Genomic DNA, 22,196 nt, shown 5'->3' on the forward strand with positions numbered 1-22,196 from the left:
CCTATTCCGCTGCCGCGAACGAGGTCATCGTCGCCGAGGGAATGCGCACGGTGACGTCCGTGCCGCGGCCCTCGTGGCTGTCGATCTTGACGGTGCCGTGGTGCAGGCTGACGAAGCTCTCCACGATGGAAAGGCCGAGGCCCGCGCCGCCGTGGCGGCCGTGGCTTTCGAAGCGGTTGAACACGGTCTTCAGCACGTCCTGCGGAATGCCCGGTCCCCGGTCGGAGACCATGAAGACGAGGTCGCTGCCCTCGCGCCAGCAGCGGAAGCCGATGGCGCTGCCGGCCGGCGCGAAATTCGCGGCATTGCCGAGCAGCTTGATGAGGATCTGCTTGAGGCGCTGCTGGTCCGCGACGATGGTGCCGAGATTGTCGGGCGCGATAATCTCCAGCGTCACCTGCGCGTCGTGCAGCCGGTCGGCGAACTGCATCGACACGTCGTCGATGAGGTCCGTCAGGTTGATCTCGGTATAGTCGAGTTCCATGATGCCGGCATCGACGGTCGCAAGGTCGAGGATGTCGTTGACGATGGTCAGCAGCACCGCCGAGGAGGTCGCGATATGGTCGACATATTCGGCCTGCCGGTCGTTGAGATCGCCCATGGTCGGCGTCTTCAGGAGGTCGGCGAAGCCGATGATGTTGGTCAGCGGCGAGCGCAGCTCGTAGGAGACGTGCTGCACGAAATCGTTCTTCAGCGCGTCCGCCTTGCGCAACGCCTCGTTCTTCTCTGTCAGCGCCCGGCTGACGCGCACGCTGTCGGTGACGTTGACGAAGGTCAGCATCGTCTGGGCGTTGGAGAGCGGAATGACCGCGAAGTCGAGGATGAGCCCGGTGCGCAGCTCCAGCACGCCCTGGCAGGAGGGGCGCTCGTCGTCGAAGCTGGTGATGATGTGCGCGAAGCGCTTCCAGCCGTCAGGCTTGTCGTAGGAGGGCGCGCAGGCCTGCTCGATGGCGCGGATATGCGTGCCGGACTTCGCCTCGGCCTCGCTGATGCCCCATAGCGCCCGGAAGGCCGGGTTGGAGAGGCGGATGCGCCCGTCCGGGCTGAACACCGCGACGCCTTCGGCGAGGTGATCGATCGTCTCGTCCTGCACCTGCACCAGCGTGTTGTAGCGCGTCTCGAGATCGACCTTTTCCGTCAGGTTCTCGAAGACCCAGGTGGCGCCGCCCTGCGGACGGGCGGTGGCGAAGACGCGCAGCGTCTGGCCGTTCGGCAGATGCCAGAGATCGGTCTGCGTATCGATGGCGCGATAGACGGAAAGCGCGGTTTCCTTCCACTGTTTCCAGTTGAGCTGTTCCGGCAGCTTGCCTGCGGCGCGCAGGCGATCGAGCAGCTCGCCGTTGCCGGGCTTGCCTTCGAGGAAGGCCGTGTCGACCTCCCACATGGTCTGGAAGGCCTGGTTGTAGAATTGCAGGCGCTGGTCGCCGTCGAAGATCGCGACGGGCGTCGCGAGATGATCGAGCGTTTCGGCGTGGCTCTTCAGCGTGCGCGCCAGTTCCTCGCGCACCGCCTCGACATCGGAGACGTTGACGGCGATGCCGGCGGAGCCCGTCGCGCTGCGGGCGTCCACCACGTCGAAGAAGCTGCGGTTGCCGTGGACGACGGTCGAGACCTTGTCGCGGAACGGCGTGTCGTAGGTGGCGGTCGAGCGGATCTTTTCACGCGCGATGGTCGGTAGAAGCTCGCGGCCTTCGGTGACGGCGCCGGCAGCGTCCCTCGCCTCGACGGCCTCGGCATAGGCTTCGTTCACCCAGGCGAGCGAACCGTCCGCGGCGCGCTGCCAGACGGGCAGGTCGATCTGGTCGAGCAGGCCCTGCAGCGTCGTCAGCGCCGCGACCAGCCGGTCGCGCTCCAGCTTCAGTTCGGCGGCTTCCGCGCGCAGATTGTTGAGCGCTACGAAGCGTACGAAGGCCTGTCCGCCGGACACACGGCCCTGCGCTTCCAGCACTTCCTCGCGGGTCGTTTCCACGACGAGGTCGAAGCTCTGGGCTTGCGAGCGCAGTTTTTCGACGGCGCGCTCGATCTCGCCGGCGGAGGCCGGCTTCAGCCAGCGGCCGAAGGCGAGGAAATCGCGGTCGGCCTGCGGCGCGCCGGTTTCCGGCGGCAACTGGCCCAGGAATTCCGGCTTGCCGGAAAGGCCGTCCCACATGACGATGCGGCGGTTCTTGTCGCCGATCAGCGCCTGCAGGCGGGAAACGGTGTGGCGTGCGTCGGAAAGATGCGCGCGCAGCTCGCGGTGCTCGGCCTCCATGCGGCCGCGCTGGCGGATCATCCAGAGCGCCGAGATCATCGCCGCCGACAGGACGCCGAGCATCATGGATCCGGTAACGATTTCCGTGGTGGCGAGATGGCCGGCGGCATGCGCCGGGCTGGCAAGGGCAAGCGACGCCAGCGCCGAGCCTGCCGCAAGGATGCGCCTGCCGCGGCCCGTCAACCAGCCGTTAACCATATTCGCATTTTGCGGCGCAAGCCTATGCGCCATATCCCGCCCCGGCAGGCTGAAAGCCTGCCCGGAACGGCCTCGTGTCTGTTCCGCCATCATCCCCGGTATGTCTCCGTCCGTTTGCCGCCTGATCGACAAGACATCCCAATCCGGCGCGCAAGGTCCGCATCTCCACGCCGAATCAACGCTTTAACGATACTTGTTTCACGAATCGTCGGGAAGGGACGGGGGTAAAAAAGAGGCGGCGCGCCTTGTCAAGCGCGCCGCCTCTAGATGTTGTGGATAATCCGGGTAAGGATCAGTACCTGTAGTGCTCGGCCTTGAACGGACCCTGCGGCGTCACGCCGATATAGCCGGCCTGCTCCTCGGAGAGTTCCGTGAGGCGAGCGCCGAGCTTGGCGAGATGCAGGCGCGCGACCTTCTCGTCGAGCTGCTTGGGCAGGATGTAGACTTCGTTCTGGTAGTTCTCGCCCTTGGTGTAGAGCTCGATCTGGGCCAGCACCTGGTTCGAGAACGAGGCGGACATGACGAAGGACGGGTGGCCGGTCGCGTTGCCGAGGTTGAGCAGGCGGCCTTCCGAGAGCAGGATCATGCGGTTGCCCTTCGGGAACTCGATCATGTCGACCTGCGGCTTGATGTTCGTCCACTTGAAATTGCGAAGCGCGGCGACCTGGATCTCGTTGTCGAAGTGGCCGATATTGCCGACGATCGCCATGTCCTTCATCTCGCGCATGTGCTCGATGCGGATGACGTCCTTGTTGCCGGTCGTGGTGATGAAGATGTCGGCGGAGGACACGACGTCCTCGAGCTGCACGACTTCAAAACCGTCCATGGCGGCCTGCAGGGCGCAGATCGGGTCGATTTCCGTGACCTTGACGCGGGCGCCGGCGCCGCGCAGCGATGCGGCAGAACCCTTGCCGACGTCGCCGTAGCCGCAGACGACGGCGACCTTGCCGGCCATCATCACGTCGGTGCCGCGGCGGATGCCGTCGACCAGCGATTCCTTGCAGCCGTACTTGTTGTCGAACTTCGACTTGGTGACCGAGTCGTTGACGTTGATCGCCGGGAAGGGCAGCAGGCCCTTCTGCTGGAGCTGGTAGAGACGGTTGACGCCGGTGGTCGTCTCTTCCGTCACGCCCTTGATCGCGTCGCGCTGCTTGGTGAACCAGCCCGGGGAGGCGGCAAGGCGCTGCTTGATCTGCGCGAAGAGGATTTCCTCTTCTTCCGAACCGGGATTGACCAGCACGTTCTCGCCGGCTTCGGCACGCGCGCCGAGCAGGATATACATGGTGGCGTCGCCGCCATCGTCGAGGATCATGTTGGAGAGGCCGCCGTCGGCCCACTGGAAGATCTTGTCCGTATACTGCCAGTATTCGGTGAGGCTCTCGCCCTTGACGGCATAGACCGGGATGCCGGCGGCGGCGATGGCGGCGGCGGCGTGGTCCTGCGTGGAGAAGATGTTGCACGAGGCCCAGCGGACGTCGGCGCCGAGCGCGACCAGCGTCTCGATGAGGACGGCGGTCTGGATGGTCATGTGCAGCGAGCCGGTGATGCGCGCGCCCTTGAGCGGCTTGGAGGCGCCGAACTCTTCGCGGCAGGCCATCAGGCCCGGCATTTCCGTCTCGGCGATCTGAATTTCCTTGCGGCCGAAATCGGCGAGCCCGATATCGGCGACGTGGTAGTCCTGCGTGGTAGTCATCAAAAATCTCCAGTCGTGATGGCGCTTCCTATCAGGAAACGGCGACTGGAGCAACCGGACATAAAGAAGTCTTTATATCCTTATGTCGACGCGTGGTTTACATTTCCTCGCCGAAGCGGTCGGCAATCAGCGCGTCCAGCGCGTCGAGCACCTCGCGGGCCTGGCTGCCCGTCGCGGTGACGAGCACGCTGCAGCCGGGGCTGGCGGCCAGCATCATCAGGCCCATGATCGAGGTGCCGCCCACCGTCATGCCGTCCTTGGAGACGGTCACTTCCGCGTCGTAGCCGTCGACGGTCTGGACGAATTTTGCCGAGGCGCGGGCGTGCAAGCCGCGCTTGTTGATGATGAGAAGCTCTTTCGAGACGGTCATGGGCGGCAGGGAACCTTACTTGCCGCTGAGGACGCGGCTTGCCACGTTGATATATTTGCGGCCGGCTTCCGACGCGTCGATCAGCGCCTTTTCCATGTTGTTCTCGCCGCGGATGCCGGCGAGCTTGATCAGCATGGGCAGGTTGACGCCGGCGATCACCTCGATGCCCTCGCCGGTCATCACGGAGATCGCAAGGTTCGACGGGGTGCCGCCGAACATGTCGGTGAGGATGATCACGCCATGGCCCTGGTCTGCGCGGTTGACCGCCTCCAGGATATCCTGGCGGCGCTGGTCCATGTCGTCCTCGGGGCCGATGCAGACCGTCTCGATGGCCTTTTGCGGACCGACAACATGTTCAAGGGCGTGACGGAATTCCTCCGCCAGCTTGCCATGGGTGACAAGCACCAGTCCGATCATCAGCAGTCGCTCCAGTTTCCCGACACAAACGGACGGCCCATTACCGCAATGCAACAATTCCGTCCACCGTTGGGGTGGCCATCATGTCAATGAAAAGCCCGAGTGCAAGCCCTAAATGCCCGTTCTGGCGTTTTGCCGGGGCTTTTGCGGTCAATCCCGGAGGATTTCCGGGTGCAGCGTCGCCAATACCGAGAAAGCCGTGCAGCCGGCAAGGAGCGGCAGCCGCGTCAGCGGCAGGAAACGCCCGGGAAGGATCTCCGCCGTTTCCCCGTCCGGGGGCAGGCGCTCGGCAAAGGGCGGGGCGATGGGCCGCACGGCCCGGTGCAGCACGGCCTCGCTAACCGTCTCCATCCGGACTATCGCCGCGCCGCGCACCTCGATCAGCCCGGCGATGCTGGCGGGCGCCCGCGCAATGAGCCGGCCCTTCTCCTCGTGGACGAGAACCTGGTCGTCGCTGACGAGCGCGGCGGACAGCCCCCGCCCGCGAGCCTCGTGAATGCATTGGAGGGCGGCCGCGCTCTTGCCCGCGCCGGAGGGGCCGACGAAGAGGAGCCCCGTCGCGCCGATCACGATGGCCGTTCCGTGCACGTTGACCGCGCCGCTCATTTCTTCGGGTCGGCGGGGAGAGAGAGGGTGAAACGGGCGCCGTGCTTTTCGCCGGTCGCCTTGTCGACGATGTTGTCGGCTTTCAGCGTGCCGCCATGCGCCTCGGCGATCTGGCGGGAAATGGAGAGGCCGAGGCCGGAATTCTGGCCGAAGCCCTCGCTTGCCGGGCGGTCCGTGTAGAAGCGTTCGAAGATGCGGTCGATATCTTCCGCCTGGATGCCGGGACCATTGTCCTCGACCTGGATGATGCAGCGGTCGTTCCGCCCGCGCGAAAGCCGCACGACGATGCGCCCGCCGGGATCCGGCACGAAGGAGCGCGCGTTCTCGATGAGGTTCGTGACGATCTGGCCGATGCGCAGCTCGTAGCCGCTGACCTCGAAGCGCGCTTTCGGATTGTCCTTGCGGTCGACGACGAAGTCGAGCGTGACGGGCTTCTTGCGCGTATTGACCTGGCGGGAGATGTCGATGAGGTCGCCGAGCAGCTTTTCGAGGTCGATGCTGCGGGCGTCGCTGCGCGCCAGTTCCGCATCGAGCCGCGAGGCGTCGGAAATGTCGCTGATCAGGCGGTCGAGGCGGCGCACATCGTGCTGGATGATGTCCATCAGCCGCTTCTTCGAATCGTCCGTGCGGGCGAGCGGCAGGGTCTCGACGGCGCTGCGCAGCGAGGTCAGCGGGTTCTTCAGCTCGTGGCTGACATCGGCGGCGAAGCTCTCGATGGCGTCGATGCGGTCGTAGAGCGCCGTCGTCATCTGGCGCAGCGCGATGGAAAGATTGCCGATCTCGTCTTGGCGCACGGAGAAGTCGGGGATTTCCTCGCGCTCCTTCGCCCCGCGACGGACGCGGATCGCCGCCGCCGAAAGCCGGCGCAGCGGGTTGGCGATGGTGCTGGAGAGGAGCAGCGACAGGGCGATGTTGACGAGGCCGGCGACGCCGGCGACGCGCATGATGGCGAGGCGCTCGGCATGGACGATCTTGTCGATGTCGCCCGCCTGCGTCGAGAGCAGCAGCACGCCGAGCACCGCGCGAAAACGCTGCACCGGCACGGCGACCGAGACGATCAGCTCGCCCTTGTCGTTGACGCGCACGACGGCGCCGCGCACGCCGGTCAGCGCGTTCATCACTTCGGGATAGATCGAGCCGTCGCCGCCCGGCGCTTCCTTGTATTGCGGCAGGTTGCTCGGCTGGAGAATGCGGTTGAACCAGACGTTGAGCTGATCGAGCAGGCTCGGGGTCTCCGGCTCCACGGGCGGCAGGTCGAAGCGCAGCACCTGGCCCTGCGTATAGAGATGGCGCGAATCGAGCAGCAGGTTGGCGTCGGTGTCGTAGATGCGCGCGCGTGTGCGGGTCGGCGAGATCAGCCGCCGGAGGACCGGGGCGATGCGCTCGGGATTGATCGGGAATTCGAGATCGTCGTCGCCCGGCAGGGGCGTGATGCTCTGGCCCGCCTGCAGTTCCAGCAGCTTTTCAGGGTCGATGGTGATCGAGTTGGTGTCGACCGTGGCGGAGGCGGAGATCGCGCCGGCGATGATCTCGCCCTGGGTCAGCAGGCTCTCGACGCGGGCGTCGATCAGGCCCTCGCGGAACTGGTTGAGATAGAGGATGCCCGCGACGAGCACGACCAGCGCGACGAGGTTGAAGAAGAGGATGCGCCGCGTGAGGCTCGAGAAGACGGCATTGCCGAAGATGCGGCGGGCCAGCGTGAAGGGATGGGTCCAGCGGCGTCCGGCGCGCGGCGCGGGCCGGCCTTCGGCGTCCTCTCCATCCCTTTCCAGCACGGTCTGCGACAAGCGGGTGATCCTTCATGCGGCGCAACGCCGCCAACCGCGGCATGCCATCGCTGCCGCGGTCGATGCAAGCAAAATCCGCCTCAGGCGGTTTCGCGGAAGCGGTAGCCGACGCCGTAGAGCGTTTCGATCATGTCGAAGTCGGTGTCGACCATCTTGAACTTCTTGCGAAGCCGCTTGATGTGGCTGTCGATGGTGCGGTCGTCGACATAGACCTGCTCGTCATAGGCGGCGTCCATCAGCGAATCGCGGCTCTTCACCACGCCGGGGCGTTGGGCGAGCGAATGCAGGATGAGGAATTCCGTGACGGTCAGCGTCACCGGCTCGCCCTTCCAGGTGCAGGTATGGCGCTCCTGGTCCATGACGAGCTGGCCGCGCTCCAGCGAGCGGGCCGTGATCTCGCCGGGCTTTGCGGTGCCGGCCGCACCCGCCGAGGCGGCCGCCTCGCGGCTCGAGGCACGGCGCAGGATCGCCTTGACGCGCTCCACCAGCAGACGCTGCGAGAACGGCTTGGTGATGAAGTCGTCCGCGCCCATCTTGAGGCCGAACAGCTCGTCGATCTCCTCGTCCTTGGAGGTGAGGAAGATGACGGGGATGTCCGACTTCTGGCGCAGGCGCCGCAGAAGCTCCATGCCGTCCATGCGCGGCATCTTGATGTCGAAGATCGCAAGCTGCGGCGGGCGGGCAAGAAGGCCGTCGAGCGCGGACGCGCCGTCCGTATAGGTCTCGACCTTGTAGCCTTCCGCCTCCAGGGCGATCGACACGGATGTAAGGATATTCCGGTCGTCGTCTACGAGTGCGATCGTCTGCATCCTGCTTGTCTCCATATTCATGGGCGCCTTTCCCGACCTCGGCCCGACCTCGGATCGAGTTCCTGTCCTGGACGAATGAAGCGCCTGTCTGGGGGTAAAGGTGGAACAAATTGTGGCAAAGATAAAGGGAGACGTTCCGGGCCGTATTTTCCACTCCTTTTTAAATCGATTATTCAAACGATTAAAAAAGTAGGACAAATATTTAAATCGATTAATAGTTTGATATTATTGCCTAATTTCGATTTCACTCTTGTTTTTGTGACAATCGCGGATTAGCTTCCCCGGAAATTCACCTGGCTCTTCGTCCACGGAGGAAATCTGGACCATGCAGGAACTCGGCGTTCGCAACCCCGCTCTGGGGCTCACCGCGATGGGTATCAACACCAGCGGCACGGTCCGGTACAACTTTGCAGCAGAGGCCCTTTATGAAGAGGCCCTCGGCCGCGGCGAAGCGGTCAGGACGGCCCATGGCGCCCTGCGCGCACTCACCGGCCAGCACACCGGCCGCTCGCCCAAGGACAAGTTCGTCGTGCGCGACGAAAACACCGAGGACGCCATCTGGTGGGACAACAACAAGGCCGTATCGCGCGAGCACTTCGACGCGCTGCATGCCGACATGCTGGCCCATGCCGGCGGCCGCGATCTCTTCGTGCAGGATCTCGTCGGCGGTGCCGATGCGGAATACGCCCTGCCGACCCGCGTCGTCACGGAACTCGCCTGGCATTCGCTGTTCATCCGCAACCTGCTCATCCGCCCGGAAGAGAAGGATCTTGCGGCCTTCGCGCCGAAGCTGACGATCATCGATCTGCCGACCTTCAAGGCCGATCCGGTCCGCCACGGCGCGCGCACCGAGACCATGATCGCCTGCGACCTGACGCGCGGCATCGTGCTGATCGCCGGCACCTACTATGCCGGCGAAATGAAAAAGTCGGTCTTCACCGTGCTCAACTGGCTGCTGCCGTCGGAAAAGGTCATGCCGATGCACTGCTCGGCCAATGTTGGCCCGGCTGGCGATGCTGCCGTGTTCTTCGGCCTGTCCGGCACCGGCAAGACGACGCTTTCCGCCGACCCGAACCGCACGCTGATCGGTGACGACGAGCACGGCTGGGGCGAGAACGGCATCTTCAACTTCGAAGGCGGCTGCTACGCCAAGACGATCCGTCTTTCGGCCGAGGCCGAGCCGGAAATCTACGCCACGACCCAGCGTTTCGGCACCGTCCTCGAAAACGTCGTGCTCGATGCGCAGGGCGTTCCGGACTTCAACGACGGCTCGCTGACGGAAAACACCCGTTGCGCCTATCCGCTGCACTTCATCCCGAATGCCAGCGAGACCGGCCGCGCGCCGCATCCCAAGACGATCATCATGCTGACGGCCGATGCCTTCGGCGTGATGCCGCCGATCGCCAAGCTGACGCCCGACCAGGCCATGTACCACTTCCTCTCCGGCTACACCGCCAAGGTTGCCGGCACGGAGCGCGGCGTGACCGAGCCGGAAGCCACCTTCTCGACCTGCTTCGGCGCGCCCTTCATGCCGCGTCACCCGACGGTCTACGGCAACCTCCTGAAGGAGCTCATCGCCGAGCACGGCGTCGATTGCTGGCTGGTCAATACCGGCTGGACGGGCGGCGCTTACGGCGAAGGTCGCCGCATGCCGATCAAGGCGACCCGCACCCTGCTCGCCGCCGCCCTTGACGGCTCGCTGAAGAACGCGCTCTTCCGCCGCGACGACAATTTCGGCTTCCAGGTGCCGGTCTCGGTGCCGGATGTCGACACGAAGATCCTCGACCCGCGCTCGACCTGGGCGAACGGCGCCGCCTATGACAGGCAGGCCCGCAAGCTCGTCGACATGTTCATCGCGAACTTCGGGAAGTTCGAGGACCAGGTCGACGGCAGCGTTCGCGACGCGGCGCCGGGCCTGAAGGTTGCCGCCGAGTAAGGTCTCGGCGATGATTCACGTGAAACCCGGCCCGCAAGGCCGGGTTTTTCGTCTCTGCAGGCGGCTTCCCGTTCACCCCGCCGCCCGCTACAACGGCCTGGAAAGGAACATCCATGGCCAGCGACCCCCTCTATATCAGCCGTTCGATCACGATTGCCGGTTGGGAACTGACCGAGCAGTTCGTGCTGGCCGGCGGTCCGGGCGGGCAGAACGTCAACAAGGTCTCGACTGCGGTCCAGCTCTTCTTCGACCTGCGCAACTCGCCCTCGCTGAGCGAGCGGGTGAAAGAGAATGCGGAAAAGCTCGCCGGCCGCAAGGTCTCCAAGGACGGCGTGCTGATGATCGAGGCCAGCCGCTTCCGCAGCCAGGAACGCAACCGGGAGGATGCGCGCGAACGGCTGAAGGAACTGATCCTCAAGGCCGCCGAACCGCCGCCCCCGCCGCGCCGCAAGACCAAGCCGACGAAGGGCTCGGTCGAACGCCGGCTCAAGGCGAAGTCCGGCCGGTCGGACGTGAAACGCATGCGGGCGAAGCCCTCGGGCGAATGATCGCCGCAACTTGGCCGTTTATGCGTGGAAAGGAAACGACGCCTTCCCTTTGCGGACAAGGTCTGCTTAAGTCGGGAAAAACAGGAGGATGGACATGGGTCTCTTCAGCTTTATCAAGAACGCCGGCAAGAAGCTCGGGATCGGCGGCGACGACGAGGCGCCGGATGCCGAGGCGGTCAAGAAGGAACTGGAATCGCACGGCCTCGGCACCGATCAGGTGCAGGTCGAGGTGGTCGACGACAAGGTCGTGCTGAAGGGCAGCGTCGCGGACCAGACCGTCTTCGAAAAGGCGATCGTCGCCGTCGGCAACACGCTCGGCGTTTCCAAGGTCGATACCGAGGCGCTCGCCGTGGCGGCCGCTCCGGCCAAGGAGCCGGTCTTCTACACGGTGAAGAAGGGCGACAACCTCTGGAAGATCGCCGAGGCCCAGTACGGCAAGGGCAAGGGCGCCAAGCACACGGTGATCTTCGACGCCAATCGCCCGATGCTGTCGCATCCGGACAAGATCTATCCCGGCCAGGTGCTGCGCATTCCCGATCTCGCGGAAGCCTGAGCCGTGACGGCCGAGCGCGGCCTCGCTCCGGGGCTGCGCTATCTCCCCGACCGTTTCGACCGGACGGCGCAGGAAGCGCTCGTCGCTGCCATCAGGCAGGTCGTGGCCGAGGCTCCGCTCTTCGTCCCGCGCATGCCGAAGACGGGAAAGCCGATGTCGGTCCGCATGACCAATTGCGGATCGCTCGGCTGGGTGACGGACAGGGAGCACGGCTACCGCTACCAGTCCGCGCATCCCGAGACCGGCCGTCCTTGGCCGGCCATTCCGGACATGCTTCTGGCCTTGTGGAACGAGGTTTCCGGCTTCCCCGGGCCGCCGGAAGCTTGCCTCGTCAATTTCTACGATCCTGATGCGAAGATGGGTCTGCACCAGGATCGCGACGAGAGCGACTTCTCCGCCCCGGTCGTCTCGGTCTCGCTCGGCGATGAGTGCCTGTTCCGCGTCGGCGGCGTTTCACGCAGCGATCCGACGCGCTCCTTCCGGCTGTCGAGCGGTGACGTCTTCGTCTTCGGTGGCGAAAGCCGGCTGATCTTCCACGGCGTCGACCGAATCTATCCGGGCACCTCCACGCTCCTGAAGAAGGATGGGCGCATCAATCTGACGCTTCGCCGGGTCAATCCCTAGAGAATTTCCAGCAAAAGTGCGAAGCGGTTTTGCGTTCGGAAATGCGGAAATACTGTAGCCAGCTTACAATTTGCGCAGCGCAACCGTCTCGATGAGGTGGTTCCTGCCCTTCTGCAGGATCAGGTCAGCGCGCGGGCGCGTCGGCAGGATGTTCTGGTGCAGGTTCTTCAGGTTGATGTTGCGCCAGAGGCCCTCGGCGATGGCCAGCGCCTCGTCCTCGCTGATCGTCGCATAGCGGTGGAAGTAGGAATCCGGGTTCTTGAAGGCCGTTTCGCGCAGGCGCATGAAGCGTTCTACATACCAGGTGTGGATCAGCTTCTCCTCCGCGTCGATATAGATGGAGAAGTCGAAGAAGTCCGAGACCATCGGCACGATCTTGCCGTCTGCCGGCAGATTGCGCGACTGCAGCACGTTGATCCCCTCGAAGATCAGGATATCCGGCCGGTCGACGGTGCGGAAGCTGTTCGGCAGCACGTCATAGGTGAGGTGCGAATACATCGGCGCCTTGACGTCCTTCTTGCCGGCCTTGATCGCCGAGAGGAAGCGCAGCAGCGCGCCGGTGTCGTAGCTCTCCGGAAAACCCTTCCGGTCCATCATGTTCTCGCGCTGGAGCACGGCGTTCGGATAGAGGAAGCCGTCGGTCGTCACGAGATCGACCTTGGGGCTCGACGGCCAGCGCGACAGGAGCTCCATCAGGATGCGCGCGGTGGTCGACTTGCCGACCGCCACGGACCCGGCAATGCCGATCACGAAGGGCGTCTTCGCCTCGTCGGAGAGGCTGAGGAACTGCTTGCGCTGCTCGAAGAGCATCTGCGAGGATTCGACATGGGCCGACAGCAGGCGCGAGAGCGAGAGATAGATGCGCCGGACCTCGTCGAGGTCGATGGGGTCGCCGAGGGAGCGCAGGCGCTGGACCTCGTCGGCGGTCAGCGTCAGGGGCGTATCGGCCCGGAACCGCGCCCATTCCTCCGCCGGGAAGAAACGGTAGGGAGAATAGTCGCGGTTGCCGAAATCGTCCGGTATGTCCGCCTGGTCCTTGTCGCGCGCTGCCTGGATCATCAGCTCTTCCGGCTGGCCTTTTCCGCAAGGCCGGACTGGCCCGTGCGCCTCTCCAGCTCCCCCATGACATCTTGTAGCGGCACGCCGCCGATTTTCAATACGACCATGAGATGATAGAGCAAATCGGCGGTTTCGCTCGTCAATTCGGCCTTTTTGCCCTCGATGGCCGCGATGACGGTCTCGACGGCCTCTTCCCCGAGCTTTTTCGCCGCTTTCTGCTGCCCGGCCGCAACCAGCTTCGCCGTCCAGCTCTCCGACGGGTCGGCCGCGGCGCGGGCCGCGACGATGGCTTCGAGATCGGCGAGGGTGAAGGTGCTCATGAGATGCTCCTCAGTCGAGCCGCATGGCGATGCCATGCTCGGCCATGTAGCGCTTGGCCTCGCCCACCGTGTAGGTGCCGAAGTGGAAGATCGAGGCGGCGAGCACCGCCGTCGCATGGCCGTCGCGCACGCCCTCGACGAGATGGTCGAGCGTGCCGACGCCACCGGACGCGATGACCGGCACGGAGACGCGGTCGGCAATCGTCCGTGTCAGCGCGATGTCGTAGCCGCCCTTCTGGCCGTCGCGGTCCATGGAGGTGAGCAGCAGCTCGCCCGCGCCGCGCTCCACCATCTTCTCGGCGAAGGCGACGGCGTCGATGCCGGTCGGCTTGCGCCCGCCATGGGTGAAGATTTCCCAGCGATCCTCTTCGCCTTCCGCCGAAACCTTCTTCGAATCGATCGAGACGACGATGCACTGGTTGCCGAACTTGTCGGCGGCCTCGGCCACGAAATCGGGGTTGGAGACGGCGGCCGAATTGATCGACACCTTGTCGGCTCCGGCGAGCAGCAGCTTGCGGATATCGGCCACCGTGCGCACGCCGCCGCCGACGGTGAGCGGCATGAAGCAATGGTCCGCCGTGCGCGCCACGACGTCGAAGATCGTGTCGCGGTTGTCGGACGAGGCAGTGATGTCGAGGAAGCAGAGCTCGTCGGCACCGGCCGCATCATAGGCCTTGGCCGATTCCACGGGATCGCCGGCATCGATGAGGTTGACGAAGCTGACGCCCTTGACGACACGGCCGTCCTTGACGTCGAGGCAGGGGATGACGCGCGCTTTCAAAGTCATGCCGCTTCTCCTCGTGCTTCGCGGATCAGCGCCAGCGCTTCCGCCGGATCGATGCGCCCGTCATAGAGCGCCCGGCCGGAGATCGCGCCTTCCAGCTTGCGGGCGTCAGCGGCGACGAGGCGGCTTATGTCGTCCATTGAGGCAAGACCGCCTGAGGCGATGACGGGAATGGAGACGGCCTCGGCCAGCTCCAGCGTCGAGGCCCAGTTGATGCCCGTCAGGATGCCGTCGCGGTCGATGTCGGTATAGATGATTGCGGCGACGCCCGCGCCCTCGAACTTCCTCGCAAGCTCGATCACGCCGAGCTCGGAGGCTTCCGCCCAGCCCTCGACGGCCACCTTGCCGCCCTTGGCATCGATGCCGACGGCGACCTTGCCGGGGAATTGCTTGCAGGCCTCGATGACGAGCGCCGGATCGCGCACGGCGACGGTGCCGAGGATGACGCGCGACAGGCCGCGCGACAGCCAGCTTTCGATATGATCGAGCGTGCGGATGCCGCCGCCGAGCTGCACCGGATTCTTCGTGGCCTTCAGGATGGCGTCGACAGCCGCGCCGTTGACGCTTTCTCCCGCGAAGGCGCCGTTGAGGTCGACGACATGCAGCCATTCAAAACCCTGGTCCTCGAAGGCTTTCGCCTGCGCGGCCGGGTCGGGATTGTAGACGGTGGCCTGGTCCATGTCGCCGAGCTTGAGGCGAACGCACTGGCCGTCTTTCAGGTCGATGGCGGGAAAGAGGATCATGTCAGGGTTTCCAGCGCAGGAAATTGGTGATGAGGGCAAGGCCGAGCGTCTGGCTCTTTTCCGGATGGAACTGCGCGCCGGCTTTGTTGCCGTTGGCGACGAAGGCGGTCATCGGCCCGCCGTAATCGACGGTCGCGACCACGTCTTCCCGGTTTTCCGCGGCAAGATGGTAGGAATGCACGAAATAGGCGTGCAGCGTTTCCGGGATGCTATCGAAGAGCGGGTGCGGGTGCCTGCGGTCGAGCGTGTTCCAGCCGATCTGCGGGATCTTCAGCTCCGGATCGGAGGGCGTCATCTTCACGACGTCGCCCCTGATCCAGCCGAGGCCCTGGGTCACGGTTTTTTCGAGGCCGCGCGAGGACATGAGCTGCATGCCGACGCATATGCCGAGGAAGGGGTGAGCCCTGTTCTCGACCACGTCGCGCAGCGCCTCCACCATGCCGGGCACGGCATCGAGGCCGCGGCGGCAATCGGCATAGGCGCCGACGCCGGGCAGCACGATGCGGTCGGCGGAGGCGACGCGCTCGGCCTTGTCGGTGAGGTCGATTTCCGCCGCGATGCCGGCTTCGCGCGCCGCCCGCTCGAAGGCCTTGGTGGCCGAGCGCAGGTTGCCCGAGCCGTAGTCGATGATCGCAACGCGCATGTCAGCGTCCTTCCTTGAAACCGACGAGGCCGAGCATGGGAGCGTGCCGGCGCGCGGAGGTTCCGGAGGCCGGCAGGGAAACGCTGTCGCGCGTCTCCGCCTCGCCGGCCGGGGTTTCCATGTAGTAGATCGCTTCGGCCGTTTCCCGGTCATCGGCGGAGATCGCCGTATCGACCGTCCAGCCGCGCCGTTCGAGGCCGGCGACGACCATGGAGGGGCCTTCGAGTGCGACGAGAAGGTTGGTCGCAAGGCAAAGGCCGAGGCCGGCAAGGCCGAAGACGGGATGATCGGCAACGGCCGAGCCGAGCGCCTGCACCGCGAAGGCGAGGGCGGCGGCGAGCCATGCCCTGTGCCAGAGCAGCCAGATCACCGGCAGGAAAAGCGCGAGCCAGGAGAAACGGTCGCGGACGATGCGGGCTCTTTCGTCTTGGGACTTGGCGCCCGGCGGTATCAGAACGAGGAACGTGGCCATGGGAGGCCTCCAACTGTGCCTTCGGTCAGGCCAGCGAACCCTTCGTCGAGGGAACGCGGCCCGCCTGGCGGGGATCGATCTCGGTCGCGGTGCGCAGCACGCGCGCGACGGCCTTGAAGCACGTCTCCGAGATATGATGGTTGTTCGCGCCGTAGATGTTCTGGATATGCAGCGTGATGCCGGCGTGCTGGGCGAGCGCGTTGAAGAATTCGCGCACCAGCTCGGTGTCGAAGGTGCCGATCTTCGGGGCGGAGAAATTCACGTTCCACACGAGGAAGGGACGGCCGGAGACGTCCACGGCGGCGCGCGTCATCGTCTCGTCCATGGCAAGGTCGAGCGAGGCGTAGCGCGTGATGCCGCGCCGGTCGCCGAGCGCCTTGGCGATAGCCTGGCCGATGGCGATGCCCGTGTCCTCGACCGTGTGATGGTCGTCGACATGCAGGTCCCCTTCGGTCTTGATCTCCATGTCGATGAGCGAATGGCGCGACAGCTGGTCGAGCATATGATCGAAGAAGCCCACGCCCGTCGAAATGGTCGACGTGCCGGTGCCGTCGATATCGACGGTGACCGAAACGGAGGTCTCGTTCGTCTTGCGCGAAACGCTGGCTGTGCGGCTCATGGGTTTCTCCGGTGATTTTACCGCCGCTCCTTAACAGGGCTGTCACGAAAACGCCAGTCTTTCACAGGCCTTCGGCGCAGGACGAAAGGTCCTCGCTATCACCCGCCGCTTGCTCCGTTTGCAATTGCCGAGCCGCTGCTTACATAGATGACAACGAAGCCGCCTCGTCGGCGGTGCCCCGCCCGGTATCCGGGCCCGAAAGGTCCATCCATGAGTGAACACGACCCCTACGCTTCCATGCACGCCACGACGATCATCACCGTCCGCAAGGACGGCAAGGTGGTGATGGCGGGCGACGGCCAGGTGAGCCTTGGCCAGACTGTCATGAAGGGCAATGCGCGCAAGGTGCGCCGGCTTGCCAAGGGTGACGTCATTGCCGGTTTCGCCGGCGCAACCGCCGATGCCTTCACGCTGCTCGAGCGGCTCGAAGCCAAGCTCGAACAGTACCCCGACCAGCTGATGCGCGCCGCCGTGGAACTCGCCAAGGATTGGCGCACCGACCGCTACCTGCGCCGTCTCGAAGCCATGATGCTGGTCGCCGACAAGTCCGTTACGCTGGCGCTGACCGGCAATGGCGACGTGCTGGAGCCGGAACACGGCACCATGGCGATCGGCTCGGGCGGCAACTATGCCTATGCAGCCGCCCGCGCGCTGATGGACACCGACAAGTCGGCCGAGGAGATCGCGCGCCGCGCCATGCAGATCGCCGGCGACATCTGCGTCTACACCAACCACAATGTCGTGGTGGAAACGCTGGATGCCGACCGCTGACCTCTACGCCTTCCGGCCGGTGACGGCGGACGACCTGCCGATGCTGGAACGCTGGCTGAACGCGCCGCATGTCCGGCGCTGGTGGGGCGAGCCGGCAAAGGAAGTCGCCGGCATCGCCGAGGATTTCGACGATCCGGCAATGGCGTCCTTCATCGTTCTCCATGCCGGGATGCCCTTCGCCTACCTGCAATCCTACCGGATTGCGGCCGATGATTTCTCCTTCGGCGACCGGCCGGACCGCACTGTCGGCATCGACCAGTTCATCGGCCTTGCCGATATGGTCGGCATCGGCCACGGCCCGGCAATGATCGACGCCTTCGCGGCCAAGGTCTTCGACGAGGGTGTGGAGCGGATCGTGCTCGATCCCCACCCGGACAATGCGCATGCCATCCGGGCCTATGAAAAGGCCGGATTCCATGCTTTCGATCAACGCATGACTGAGGACGGCCCGGCGCTGATGATGGCCCGGGACCGTTGCTAGAAACGGAAAAGCCCATGTCCAATTTTTCGCCCCGCGAGATCGTTTCCGAACTCGACCGCTTCATTATCGGCCAGCACGACGCCAAGCGCGCCGTGGCCATCGCGCTTCGCAACCGCTGGCGCCGCCACCAGCTCGAGCCTGATCTGCGCGACGAGGTCATGCCGAAGAACATCCTGATGATCGGCCCGACCGGCGTCGGCAAGACGGAGATTTCCCGTCGCCTCGCGAAACTCGCCGGCGCGCCCTTCGTCAAGGTCGAGGCGACCAAGTTCACCGAGGTCGGCTATGTCGGCCGCGATGTCGAGCAGATCGTGCGCGACCTCGTGGAGGTCGGCATCGGCCTGGTGCGCGAGAAGAAGCGCGCCGAGGTGACGGCCAAGGCCCATATGAATGCCGAGGAACGGGTGCTCGACGCCCTCGTCGGCGCGACCGCCTCGCCGGCGACGCGCGATAGCTTCCGCAAAAAACTGCGCAACAACGAGCTGGACGACAAGGAGATCGAGATCGACATCGCCGATACCGGCGGCATGCCCGGCGGCCTCGAGATCCCCGGCATGCCGGGCGCCAATATCGGCGTGCTGAACCTTTCCGAAATGTTCGGCAAGGCGATGGGCGGGCGCACCAAGAAGGTCAAGACGACGGTCAAGGACTCGTACAAGGTCCTGATCGACGACGAATCCGACAAGCTGCTCGACAACGAGCAGATCCAGCGCGAGGCCATCCGCTCGGCGGAGAACGATGGCATCGTCTTCATCGACGAGATCGACAAGATCGCCGCGCGCGACGGCGGCATGGGCGCGGGCGTCTCCCGCGAGGGCGTGCAGCGCGACCTGCTGCCGCTTGTCGAAGGCACGACGGTCGCGACGAAATACGGGCCGGTGAAGACAGACCATATCCTCTTCATCGCATCCGGCGCGTTCCACGTCTCCAAGCCGTCGGATCTGCTGCCGGAGCTTCAGGGCCGTTTGCCGATCCGCGTCGAGCTGCGCGCCCTCACCAAGGAGGACTTCCGCCGCATCCTTACGGAAACGGAAGCCAGCCTCATCCGCCAGTACAAGGCGCTGATGCAGACCGAAGACGTCACGCTCGATTTCACCGAGGACGGCATCGATGCGCTGGCGGACGTCGCCGTGCAGCTCAACGCCAGCGTCGAGAATATCGGCGCGCGGCGTCTCCAGACGGTGATGGAACGGGTGCTCGACGAGATCTCCTTCGAAGCGCCGGACAAGGGCGGCAACAGCCTCGTCATCGACGCCGACTATGTGCGCAAGCATGTCGGCACGCTGGCGGCCAATACGGACCTGTCGCGCTACATCCTGTGACGTTTCGGCACCGGTGATCCATTAGCGGGTCGCCGGTGCCGCATTTTTGAAGGCGGGACCTCTCGACAGAAGGGGCGCTCCCGCCTTACGCCTTGGCCGCGCTTGGCATCATTCCGACATGTTCGTCGTGCATCGGTCGCCGCCATCCGCCGACAGATTTGACCAGACGGGAAACGGAATCGTGCGACAGTTCTTGCCTGTGCTTGCCCTTGCAGCCGCCCTTTTTGTCCAGAGCCAGACAACGGCGCTGGCCATCGACGTGGTTCCGCCCGGCAACCGCAATGCCGAGCAGCCGGCCATTCCGGGCGCCTCCACGCGCCGCACCAAGGCCGGCAAGACCTCCTTCGACGCCAAGTACGAGAAGGTGCGCGACCTCATCGCCAACGACCGCCAGCTCACCGGCAAGATCAAGTCGACCGCCGCGAAATACGGCATCGACCCGATCCACATGGTCGGCGCCATCGTCGGCGAGCATACCTATAATGTCGACGCCTATGACCGGCTGCAGAGCTACTATGTGAAGGCCGCGTCCTATACCGGCAACTTCCGCTTCGCCTATGACGGCGAGACGGTCGGCGACTTCATCGCCCGGCCGGAATTCGCCCAATGCGCGTCGAAGAAGGGCTCCTATGCGCTCTGGACCTGCCGCGAGGGCGTCTGGAACAAGACCTTCAAGGGCCGGACGGTCGGCGGCACATCCTATCCGAACAACCGCTTCAGCGCGGTGTTCTTCCAGCCCTTCTATGCGGGCCAGACCTTCGGCCTCGGCCAGATCAACCCGCTGACGGCCCTGACGCTCACCGACGACGTCGCCCGCATCTCCGGCTATGACAGGCTCGACGAGAACGACGCGGCCGGCGTCTACCAGGCGATCATGGACCCGGACACCTCGCTCGCCTACATGGCCGCCGCGATCCGCCGCTCCATCGACGCCTACAGGAAGACCGCCGGCGTCGACATTTCGAAAAATCCCGGCCTGACGGCGACGCTCTATAATATCGGCAATCCCGATGCCCGCGCCGCGGCCTTCGCCGCGCGCCGCGCGGCCGGCGAGGCGACCTGGCCGGAAGAGAACTATTACGGCTGGCTGATCAACGACAAGCTGGCGGAACTGCGCGGCCTGCTCTAGCTTTCCGCAGGTCCGGCCGGAAGGGCGCCGCGCGCTTTTGCGGGGCCTGCCCTGATTTCTGCCTCGCTCTCGGCCCACACTCCGGGCAAGCCGATTGAAAGGAAGAAGACGATGGACATGCGTCCCGAGCCGTTCGAACCGCCCGCGCCCGTTCCCCGCACGGTGCCGCCCTCGAAGATCGAGATCATCCGGACCGTCTTCCGCAATCCATTGGAACTGTGGGGCGTGCCCTCCTATACGCTGCCCTGGATCATGACGAGCTTCTTCGGCGAGAAGACGCTGATCGTCAACGATCCTGGCCTCATCAAACATCTCCTCGTCGACAATGCCCAGAACTACAGGATGGCGACCGTCCGCCAGCTCGTGCTGCGCCCGATCCTGCGCGACGGGCTGCTGACGGCCGAGGGCGCGGTCTGGCGCCGCTCGCGCAAGGCCGTCGCGCCGATCTTCACGCCGCGCCACGCCAGGGGCTTTGCCACGCAGATGCTGGCGCAGTCGGAGCTTTACGCGCAGAAATACGAGGGCGCGGAGGGCGCGGTCTTCGATATCGGCAACGACATGACCGAGCTCGCCTTCGCCGTGCTTTCCGACACGCTGTTTTCCGGCGAGATCGTCACCTCCTCGGACAATTTCGCCGACGACGTGGACGATCTCCTCCACTCCATGGGCCGCGTCGACCCGATGGATCTGTTGCGCGCGCCGTCATGGGTGCCGCGGGTGACCCGGATCGGCGGCCTGAAGGTGCTCGGCAAGTTCCGCCGCATCGTGCGCGACACGATGGAGCTGCGCCTCAAGCGCATAGCGGCGGACGGCGAGACGGTGCCGAGCGATTTCCTGACGCTGCTGCTGCGCGCGGCGGGGCCGGAGGGCCTGACCATGGAGGAGGTGGAGGACAATATCCTCACCTTCATCGGCGCCGGCCACGAGACGACGGCCCGGGCGCTCGCCTGGACGCTCTATTGCCTCGCCAATTCCCCGCATGTGCGGGACGCGATGGAGGAGGAGATCGACCGTGTCGTGGCAAGCGGCGCCGATCCCGTCGACTGGCTGGAGCGGATGCCCTGGACCCGCGCCGCCTTCGAGGAGGCGATGCGGCTCTATCCGCCCGCGCCCTCGATCAACCGCGAGGCGATCGCCGACGATGTGTGGACCAGCTTCTCCGGCGAGGCGGTGGAAATCCCCAAGGGTGTTACCATCCTCGTCATGCCCTGGACGCTGCACCGCCACGAGCTGCTGTGGCAGAGGCCGCGTGCCTATATGCCCGAGCGCTTCCTGCCGGAGAACCGCGAGGCGATCCACCGCTTCCAGTATCTGCCCTTCGGCGCCGGGCCGCGCATCTGCATCGGCGCGACCTTCGCCATGCAGGAGGCGATCATCGCGCTCGGCGTGCTGATGCATCGCTTCCGCTTCGACATGACGGCGCAGACAAAGCCCTGGCCGGTGCAGCGCCTGACGACGCAGCCGGCTAACGGGCTGGCGTTGAGGGTGACGGCTCGTCGGAGCGCTTCTTCGCCTTCTTGATCGTCTTGATTGAGGCGCAGGTCGCCTCCGGGTTCTTGCAGGGCTGGTAGACGACGATCTCGCTGCCGCTGCCGTCGTCCCAGACGGCCTGCACGGCGATGGTCTCGGCCTCGCCGGGCTTGAGGTTCAGGTAGAGCCAGTTTTGGCTGTCGTCCGACGGCAGGTTGAAGGGCAGCTCCGGATCGCATTCCGCCATCGGGAAGGTCTTGTCGAGCGCGTCGGAATTGATCGAGTAGCGCACTTCCTTCAGCCGGCAATGCATGGTCTGCAAGGCCGTGAAATAGATGAGCTGCTGGCCGGCGAATTCGCGGAACTGCACCCAGCCCGTCTGCTTGTTGGCGTCCAGCATCGCCTTGTAGATCGCGACATCGGGGATCTGCGCCCGGTACTGGCCTTCGTCCTCTTCCTGCGCGCCCGCCGGCAGGCTGCCGGCAAGGAGGAGGGCGGCGGCGAGAAGAAGGCTCGCCGAAAACGGCTTCCGGCCCGAAGGGCGTTGCGGCGGGGAAAGGGCGATCACGGGCGGTTCCTCGTTCTTCGGCA

At 65.1% G+C, this 22,196-nt stretch carries 24 protein-coding genes; 9 read left to right on the forward strand and 15 right to left on the reverse strand.

The genetic code is table 11. The features are described 5' to 3' along the window. Position 1: 1 nt before the first annotated feature. The 7 genes from DSD28_RS18950 to DSD28_RS18980 form a co-directional block, all read right to left on the reverse strand. Positions 2–2,449, reverse strand: a complete 2,448-nt coding sequence (locus DSD28_RS18950) for a sensor histidine kinase (protein WP_245424879.1) — start codon at positions 2,447–2,449, stop codon at positions 2–4. A gap of 292 nt (positions 2,450–2,741) precedes the next feature. Then, positions 2,742–4,142: an adenosylhomocysteinase gene (gene ahcY, locus DSD28_RS18955; protein WP_119257977.1), complete on the reverse strand. Its 1,401-nt coding sequence runs from the start codon at positions 4,140–4,142 to the stop codon at positions 2,742–2,744. 97 nt (positions 4,143–4,239) lie between these two features. After that, entirely contained in the window at positions 4,240–4,512 is a 273-nt protein-coding gene (locus DSD28_RS18960; protein ID WP_119257978.1) for an HPr family phosphocarrier protein, read from the reverse strand. A 15-nt stretch (positions 4,513–4,527) separates the two neighbouring features. Continuing rightward, positions 4,528–4,929 (reverse strand): PTS sugar transporter subunit IIA, encoded by a 402-nt coding sequence (locus DSD28_RS18965; protein WP_119257979.1) that lies wholly within the window; start codon positions 4,927–4,929, stop codon positions 4,528–4,530. A 150-nt stretch (positions 4,930–5,079) separates the two neighbouring features. Continuing rightward, the gene (locus DSD28_RS18970; RefSeq protein ID WP_119257980.1) at positions 5,080–5,535 is read right to left on the reverse strand and encodes an HPr kinase/phosphorylase; all 456 of its coding nucleotides are present in this window, start codon (positions 5,533–5,535) and stop codon (positions 5,080–5,082) included. Then, entirely contained in the window at positions 5,532–7,310 is a 1,779-nt protein-coding gene (locus tag DSD28_RS18975; protein WP_119258025.1) for a sensor histidine kinase, read from the reverse strand. Before DSD28_RS18975 ends, DSD28_RS18970 begins: the two co-directional genes overlap by 4 nt. Before the next feature lie 92 nt (positions 7,311–7,402). Then, positions 7,403–8,131 (reverse strand): response regulator transcription factor, encoded by a 729-nt coding sequence (locus tag DSD28_RS18980; protein ID WP_119258026.1) that lies wholly within the window; start codon positions 8,129–8,131, stop codon positions 7,403–7,405. A gap of 325 nt (positions 8,132–8,456) precedes the next feature. Between DSD28_RS18980 and DSD28_RS18985 the strand changes: the two genes are divergently transcribed. From DSD28_RS18985 to DSD28_RS19000, 4 genes are all read left to right on the forward strand, one after another. Further along, positions 8,457–10,067: a phosphoenolpyruvate carboxykinase gene (locus tag DSD28_RS18985; protein WP_119257981.1), complete on the forward strand. Its 1,611-nt coding sequence runs from the start codon at positions 8,457–8,459 to the stop codon at positions 10,065–10,067. 113 nt (positions 10,068–10,180) lie between these two features. After that, positions 10,181–10,615, forward strand: a complete 435-nt coding sequence (gene arfB, locus DSD28_RS18990; protein ID WP_119257982.1) for an alternative ribosome rescue aminoacyl-tRNA hydrolase ArfB — start codon at positions 10,181–10,183, stop codon at positions 10,613–10,615. A gap of 94 nt (positions 10,616–10,709) precedes the next feature. Continuing rightward, a complete protein-coding gene (lysM, locus tag DSD28_RS18995) occupies positions 10,710–11,168 on the forward strand; it encodes a peptidoglycan-binding protein LysM (protein ID WP_119258027.1) in 459 nt (152 codons plus the stop codon). 3 nt (positions 11,169–11,171) lie between these two features. Then, positions 11,172–11,792 carry an alpha-ketoglutarate-dependent dioxygenase AlkB family protein gene (locus DSD28_RS19000; protein WP_119257983.1) on the forward strand — a complete coding sequence of 207 codons (621 nt, stop codon included), beginning with the start codon at positions 11,172–11,174 and terminating at the stop codon, positions 11,790–11,792. A gap of 63 nt (positions 11,793–11,855) precedes the next feature. On the opposite strand, the gene coaA is transcribed toward DSD28_RS19000, so the two are convergent. The 7 genes from coaA to hisB are packed head-to-tail and all read right to left on the reverse strand — an operon-like array spanning position 11,856 to position 16,432. Beyond that, on the reverse strand, positions 11,856–12,851 hold the full coding sequence (gene coaA, locus DSD28_RS19005) for a type I pantothenate kinase (RefSeq protein WP_119257984.1): 996 nt from the start codon (positions 12,849–12,851) through the stop codon (positions 11,856–11,858). Next, positions 12,851–13,171, reverse strand: a complete 321-nt coding sequence (locus DSD28_RS19010; protein ID WP_119257985.1) for a phosphoribosyl-ATP diphosphatase — start codon at positions 13,169–13,171, stop codon at positions 12,851–12,853. Before DSD28_RS19010 ends, coaA begins: the two co-directional genes overlap by 1 nt. Positions 13,172–13,181: 10 nt before the next feature. Then, complete coding sequence (hisF, locus tag DSD28_RS19015) at positions 13,182–13,958, reverse strand: imidazole glycerol phosphate synthase subunit HisF (RefSeq protein WP_119257986.1); 777 nt, start codon at positions 13,956–13,958, stop codon at positions 13,182–13,184. Next, complete coding sequence (gene hisA, locus DSD28_RS19020; protein WP_119257987.1) at positions 13,955–14,698, reverse strand: 1-(5-phosphoribosyl)-5-[(5-phosphoribosylamino)methylideneamino]imidazole-4-carboxamide isomerase; 744 nt, start codon at positions 14,696–14,698, stop codon at positions 13,955–13,957. Before hisA ends, hisF begins: the two co-directional genes overlap by 4 nt. 1 nt (position 14,699) lies before the next feature. Then, on the reverse strand, positions 14,700–15,341 hold the full coding sequence (gene hisH / locus DSD28_RS19025; RefSeq protein ID WP_119257988.1) for an imidazole glycerol phosphate synthase subunit HisH: 642 nt from the start codon (positions 15,339–15,341) through the stop codon (positions 14,700–14,702). A 1-nt stretch (position 15,342) separates the two neighbouring features. Continuing rightward, positions 15,343–15,813 carry a DUF2628 domain-containing protein gene (locus tag DSD28_RS19030; RefSeq protein ID WP_119257989.1) on the reverse strand — a complete coding sequence of 157 codons (471 nt, stop codon included), beginning with the start codon at positions 15,811–15,813 and terminating at the stop codon, positions 15,343–15,345. Positions 15,814–15,838: 25 nt separating this feature from the next. After that, on the reverse strand, positions 15,839–16,432 hold the full coding sequence (gene hisB, locus DSD28_RS19035) for an imidazoleglycerol-phosphate dehydratase HisB (protein WP_119257990.1): 594 nt from the start codon (positions 16,430–16,432) through the stop codon (positions 15,839–15,841). 210 nt (positions 16,433–16,642) lie between these two features. Here hisB and hslV point away from each other — a divergent pair, with 210 nt between their 5' ends. The 5 genes from hslV to DSD28_RS19060 all read left to right on the forward strand — a co-directional run bounded on the left by hslV (position 16,643) and on the right by DSD28_RS19060 (position 21,656). Next, positions 16,643–17,203, forward strand: a complete 561-nt coding sequence (hslV, locus tag DSD28_RS19040) for an ATP-dependent protease subunit HslV (protein WP_119257991.1) — start codon at positions 16,643–16,645, stop codon at positions 17,201–17,203. After that, the gene (locus tag DSD28_RS19045) at positions 17,190–17,684 is read left to right on the forward strand and encodes a GNAT family N-acetyltransferase (protein WP_119257992.1); all 495 of its coding nucleotides are present in this window, start codon (positions 17,190–17,192) and stop codon (positions 17,682–17,684) included. The genes hslV and DSD28_RS19045 overlap by 14 nt, the downstream gene beginning before the upstream one ends. A gap of 14 nt (positions 17,685–17,698) precedes the next feature. Continuing rightward, positions 17,699–19,006 carry an ATP-dependent protease ATPase subunit HslU gene (gene hslU / locus DSD28_RS19050; RefSeq protein WP_119257993.1) on the forward strand — a complete coding sequence of 436 codons (1,308 nt, stop codon included), beginning with the start codon at positions 17,699–17,701 and terminating at the stop codon, positions 19,004–19,006. A 181-nt stretch (positions 19,007–19,187) separates the two neighbouring features. Further along, the gene (locus DSD28_RS19055) at positions 19,188–20,135 is read left to right on the forward strand and encodes a DUF1402 family protein (RefSeq protein WP_245424873.1); all 948 of its coding nucleotides are present in this window, start codon (positions 19,188–19,190) and stop codon (positions 20,133–20,135) included. A gap of 111 nt (positions 20,136–20,246) precedes the next feature. Beyond that, positions 20,247–21,656 carry a cytochrome P450 gene (locus tag DSD28_RS19060; protein ID WP_119257995.1) on the forward strand — a complete coding sequence of 470 codons (1,410 nt, stop codon included), beginning with the start codon at positions 20,247–20,249 and terminating at the stop codon, positions 21,654–21,656. On the opposite strand, the gene DSD28_RS19065 is transcribed toward DSD28_RS19060, so the two are convergent. Continuing rightward, a complete protein-coding gene (locus DSD28_RS19065; RefSeq protein WP_162911460.1) occupies positions 21,601–22,173 on the reverse strand; it encodes a hypothetical protein in 573 nt (190 codons plus the stop codon). The genes DSD28_RS19060 and DSD28_RS19065 overlap by 56 nt on opposite strands. Positions 22,174–22,196: the final 23 nt, after the last annotated feature.

Source organism: Shinella zoogloeoides, from assembly GCF_003574625.1.
GTDB classification, from domain to species: domain Bacteria; phylum Pseudomonadota; class Alphaproteobacteria; order Rhizobiales; family Rhizobiaceae; genus Shinella; species Shinella zoogloeoides_A.

Coding starts and splice junctions, on each gene's coding strand:
- DSD28_RS18950 (WP_245424879.1), bottom strand. CDS start 2,449: ATGGTTAACGGCTGGTTGACGGGCCGCGGCAGGCGCATCCTTGCGGCA.
- ahcY (WP_119257977.1), bottom strand. CDS start 4,142: ATGACTACCACGCAGGACTACCACGTCGCCGATATCGGGCTCGCCGAT.
- DSD28_RS18960 (WP_119257978.1), bottom strand. CDS start 4,512: ATGACCGTCTCGAAAGAGCTTCTCATCATCAACAAGCGCGGCTTGCAC.
- DSD28_RS18965 (WP_119257979.1), bottom strand. CDS start 4,929: ATGATCGGACTGGTGCTTGTCACCCATGGCAAGCTGGCGGAGGAATTC.
- DSD28_RS18970 (WP_119257980.1), bottom strand. CDS start 5,535: ATGAGCGGCGCGGTCAACGTGCACGGAACGGCCATCGTGATCGGCGCG.
- DSD28_RS18980 (WP_119258026.1), bottom strand. CDS start 8,131: ATGCAGACGATCGCACTCGTAGACGACGACCGGAATATCCTTACATCC.
- DSD28_RS18985 (WP_119257981.1), top strand. CDS start 8,457: ATGCAGGAACTCGGCGTTCGCAACCCCGCTCTGGGGCTCACCGCGATG.
- arfB (WP_119257982.1), top strand. CDS start 10,181: ATGGCCAGCGACCCCCTCTATATCAGCCGTTCGATCACGATTGCCGGT.
- lysM (WP_119258027.1), top strand. CDS start 10,710: ATGGGTCTCTTCAGCTTTATCAAGAACGCCGGCAAGAAGCTCGGGATC.
- coaA (WP_119257984.1), bottom strand. CDS start 12,851: ATGATCCAGGCAGCGCGCGACAAGGACCAGGCGGACATACCGGACGAT.
- DSD28_RS19010 (WP_119257985.1), bottom strand. CDS start 13,171: ATGAGCACCTTCACCCTCGCCGATCTCGAAGCCATCGTCGCGGCCCGC.
- hisF (WP_119257986.1), bottom strand. CDS start 13,958: ATGACTTTGAAAGCGCGCGTCATCCCCTGCCTCGACGTCAAGGACGGC.
- hisA (WP_119257987.1), bottom strand. CDS start 14,698: ATGATCCTCTTTCCCGCCATCGACCTGAAAGACGGCCAGTGCGTTCGC.
- hisH (WP_119257988.1), bottom strand. CDS start 15,341: ATGCGCGTTGCGATCATCGACTACGGCTCGGGCAACCTGCGCTCGGCC.
- DSD28_RS19030 (WP_119257989.1), bottom strand. CDS start 15,813: ATGGCCACGTTCCTCGTTCTGATACCGCCGGGCGCCAAGTCCCAAGAC.
- hisB (WP_119257990.1), bottom strand. CDS start 16,432: ATGAGCCGCACAGCCAGCGTTTCGCGCAAGACGAACGAGACCTCCGTT.
- hslV (WP_119257991.1), top strand. CDS start 16,643: ATGAGTGAACACGACCCCTACGCTTCCATGCACGCCACGACGATCATC.
- DSD28_RS19045 (WP_119257992.1), top strand. CDS start 17,190: ATGCCGACCGCTGACCTCTACGCCTTCCGGCCGGTGACGGCGGACGAC.
- hslU (WP_119257993.1), top strand. CDS start 17,699: ATGTCCAATTTTTCGCCCCGCGAGATCGTTTCCGAACTCGACCGCTTC.
- DSD28_RS19060 (WP_119257995.1), top strand. CDS start 20,247: ATGGACATGCGTCCCGAGCCGTTCGAACCGCCCGCGCCCGTTCCCCGC.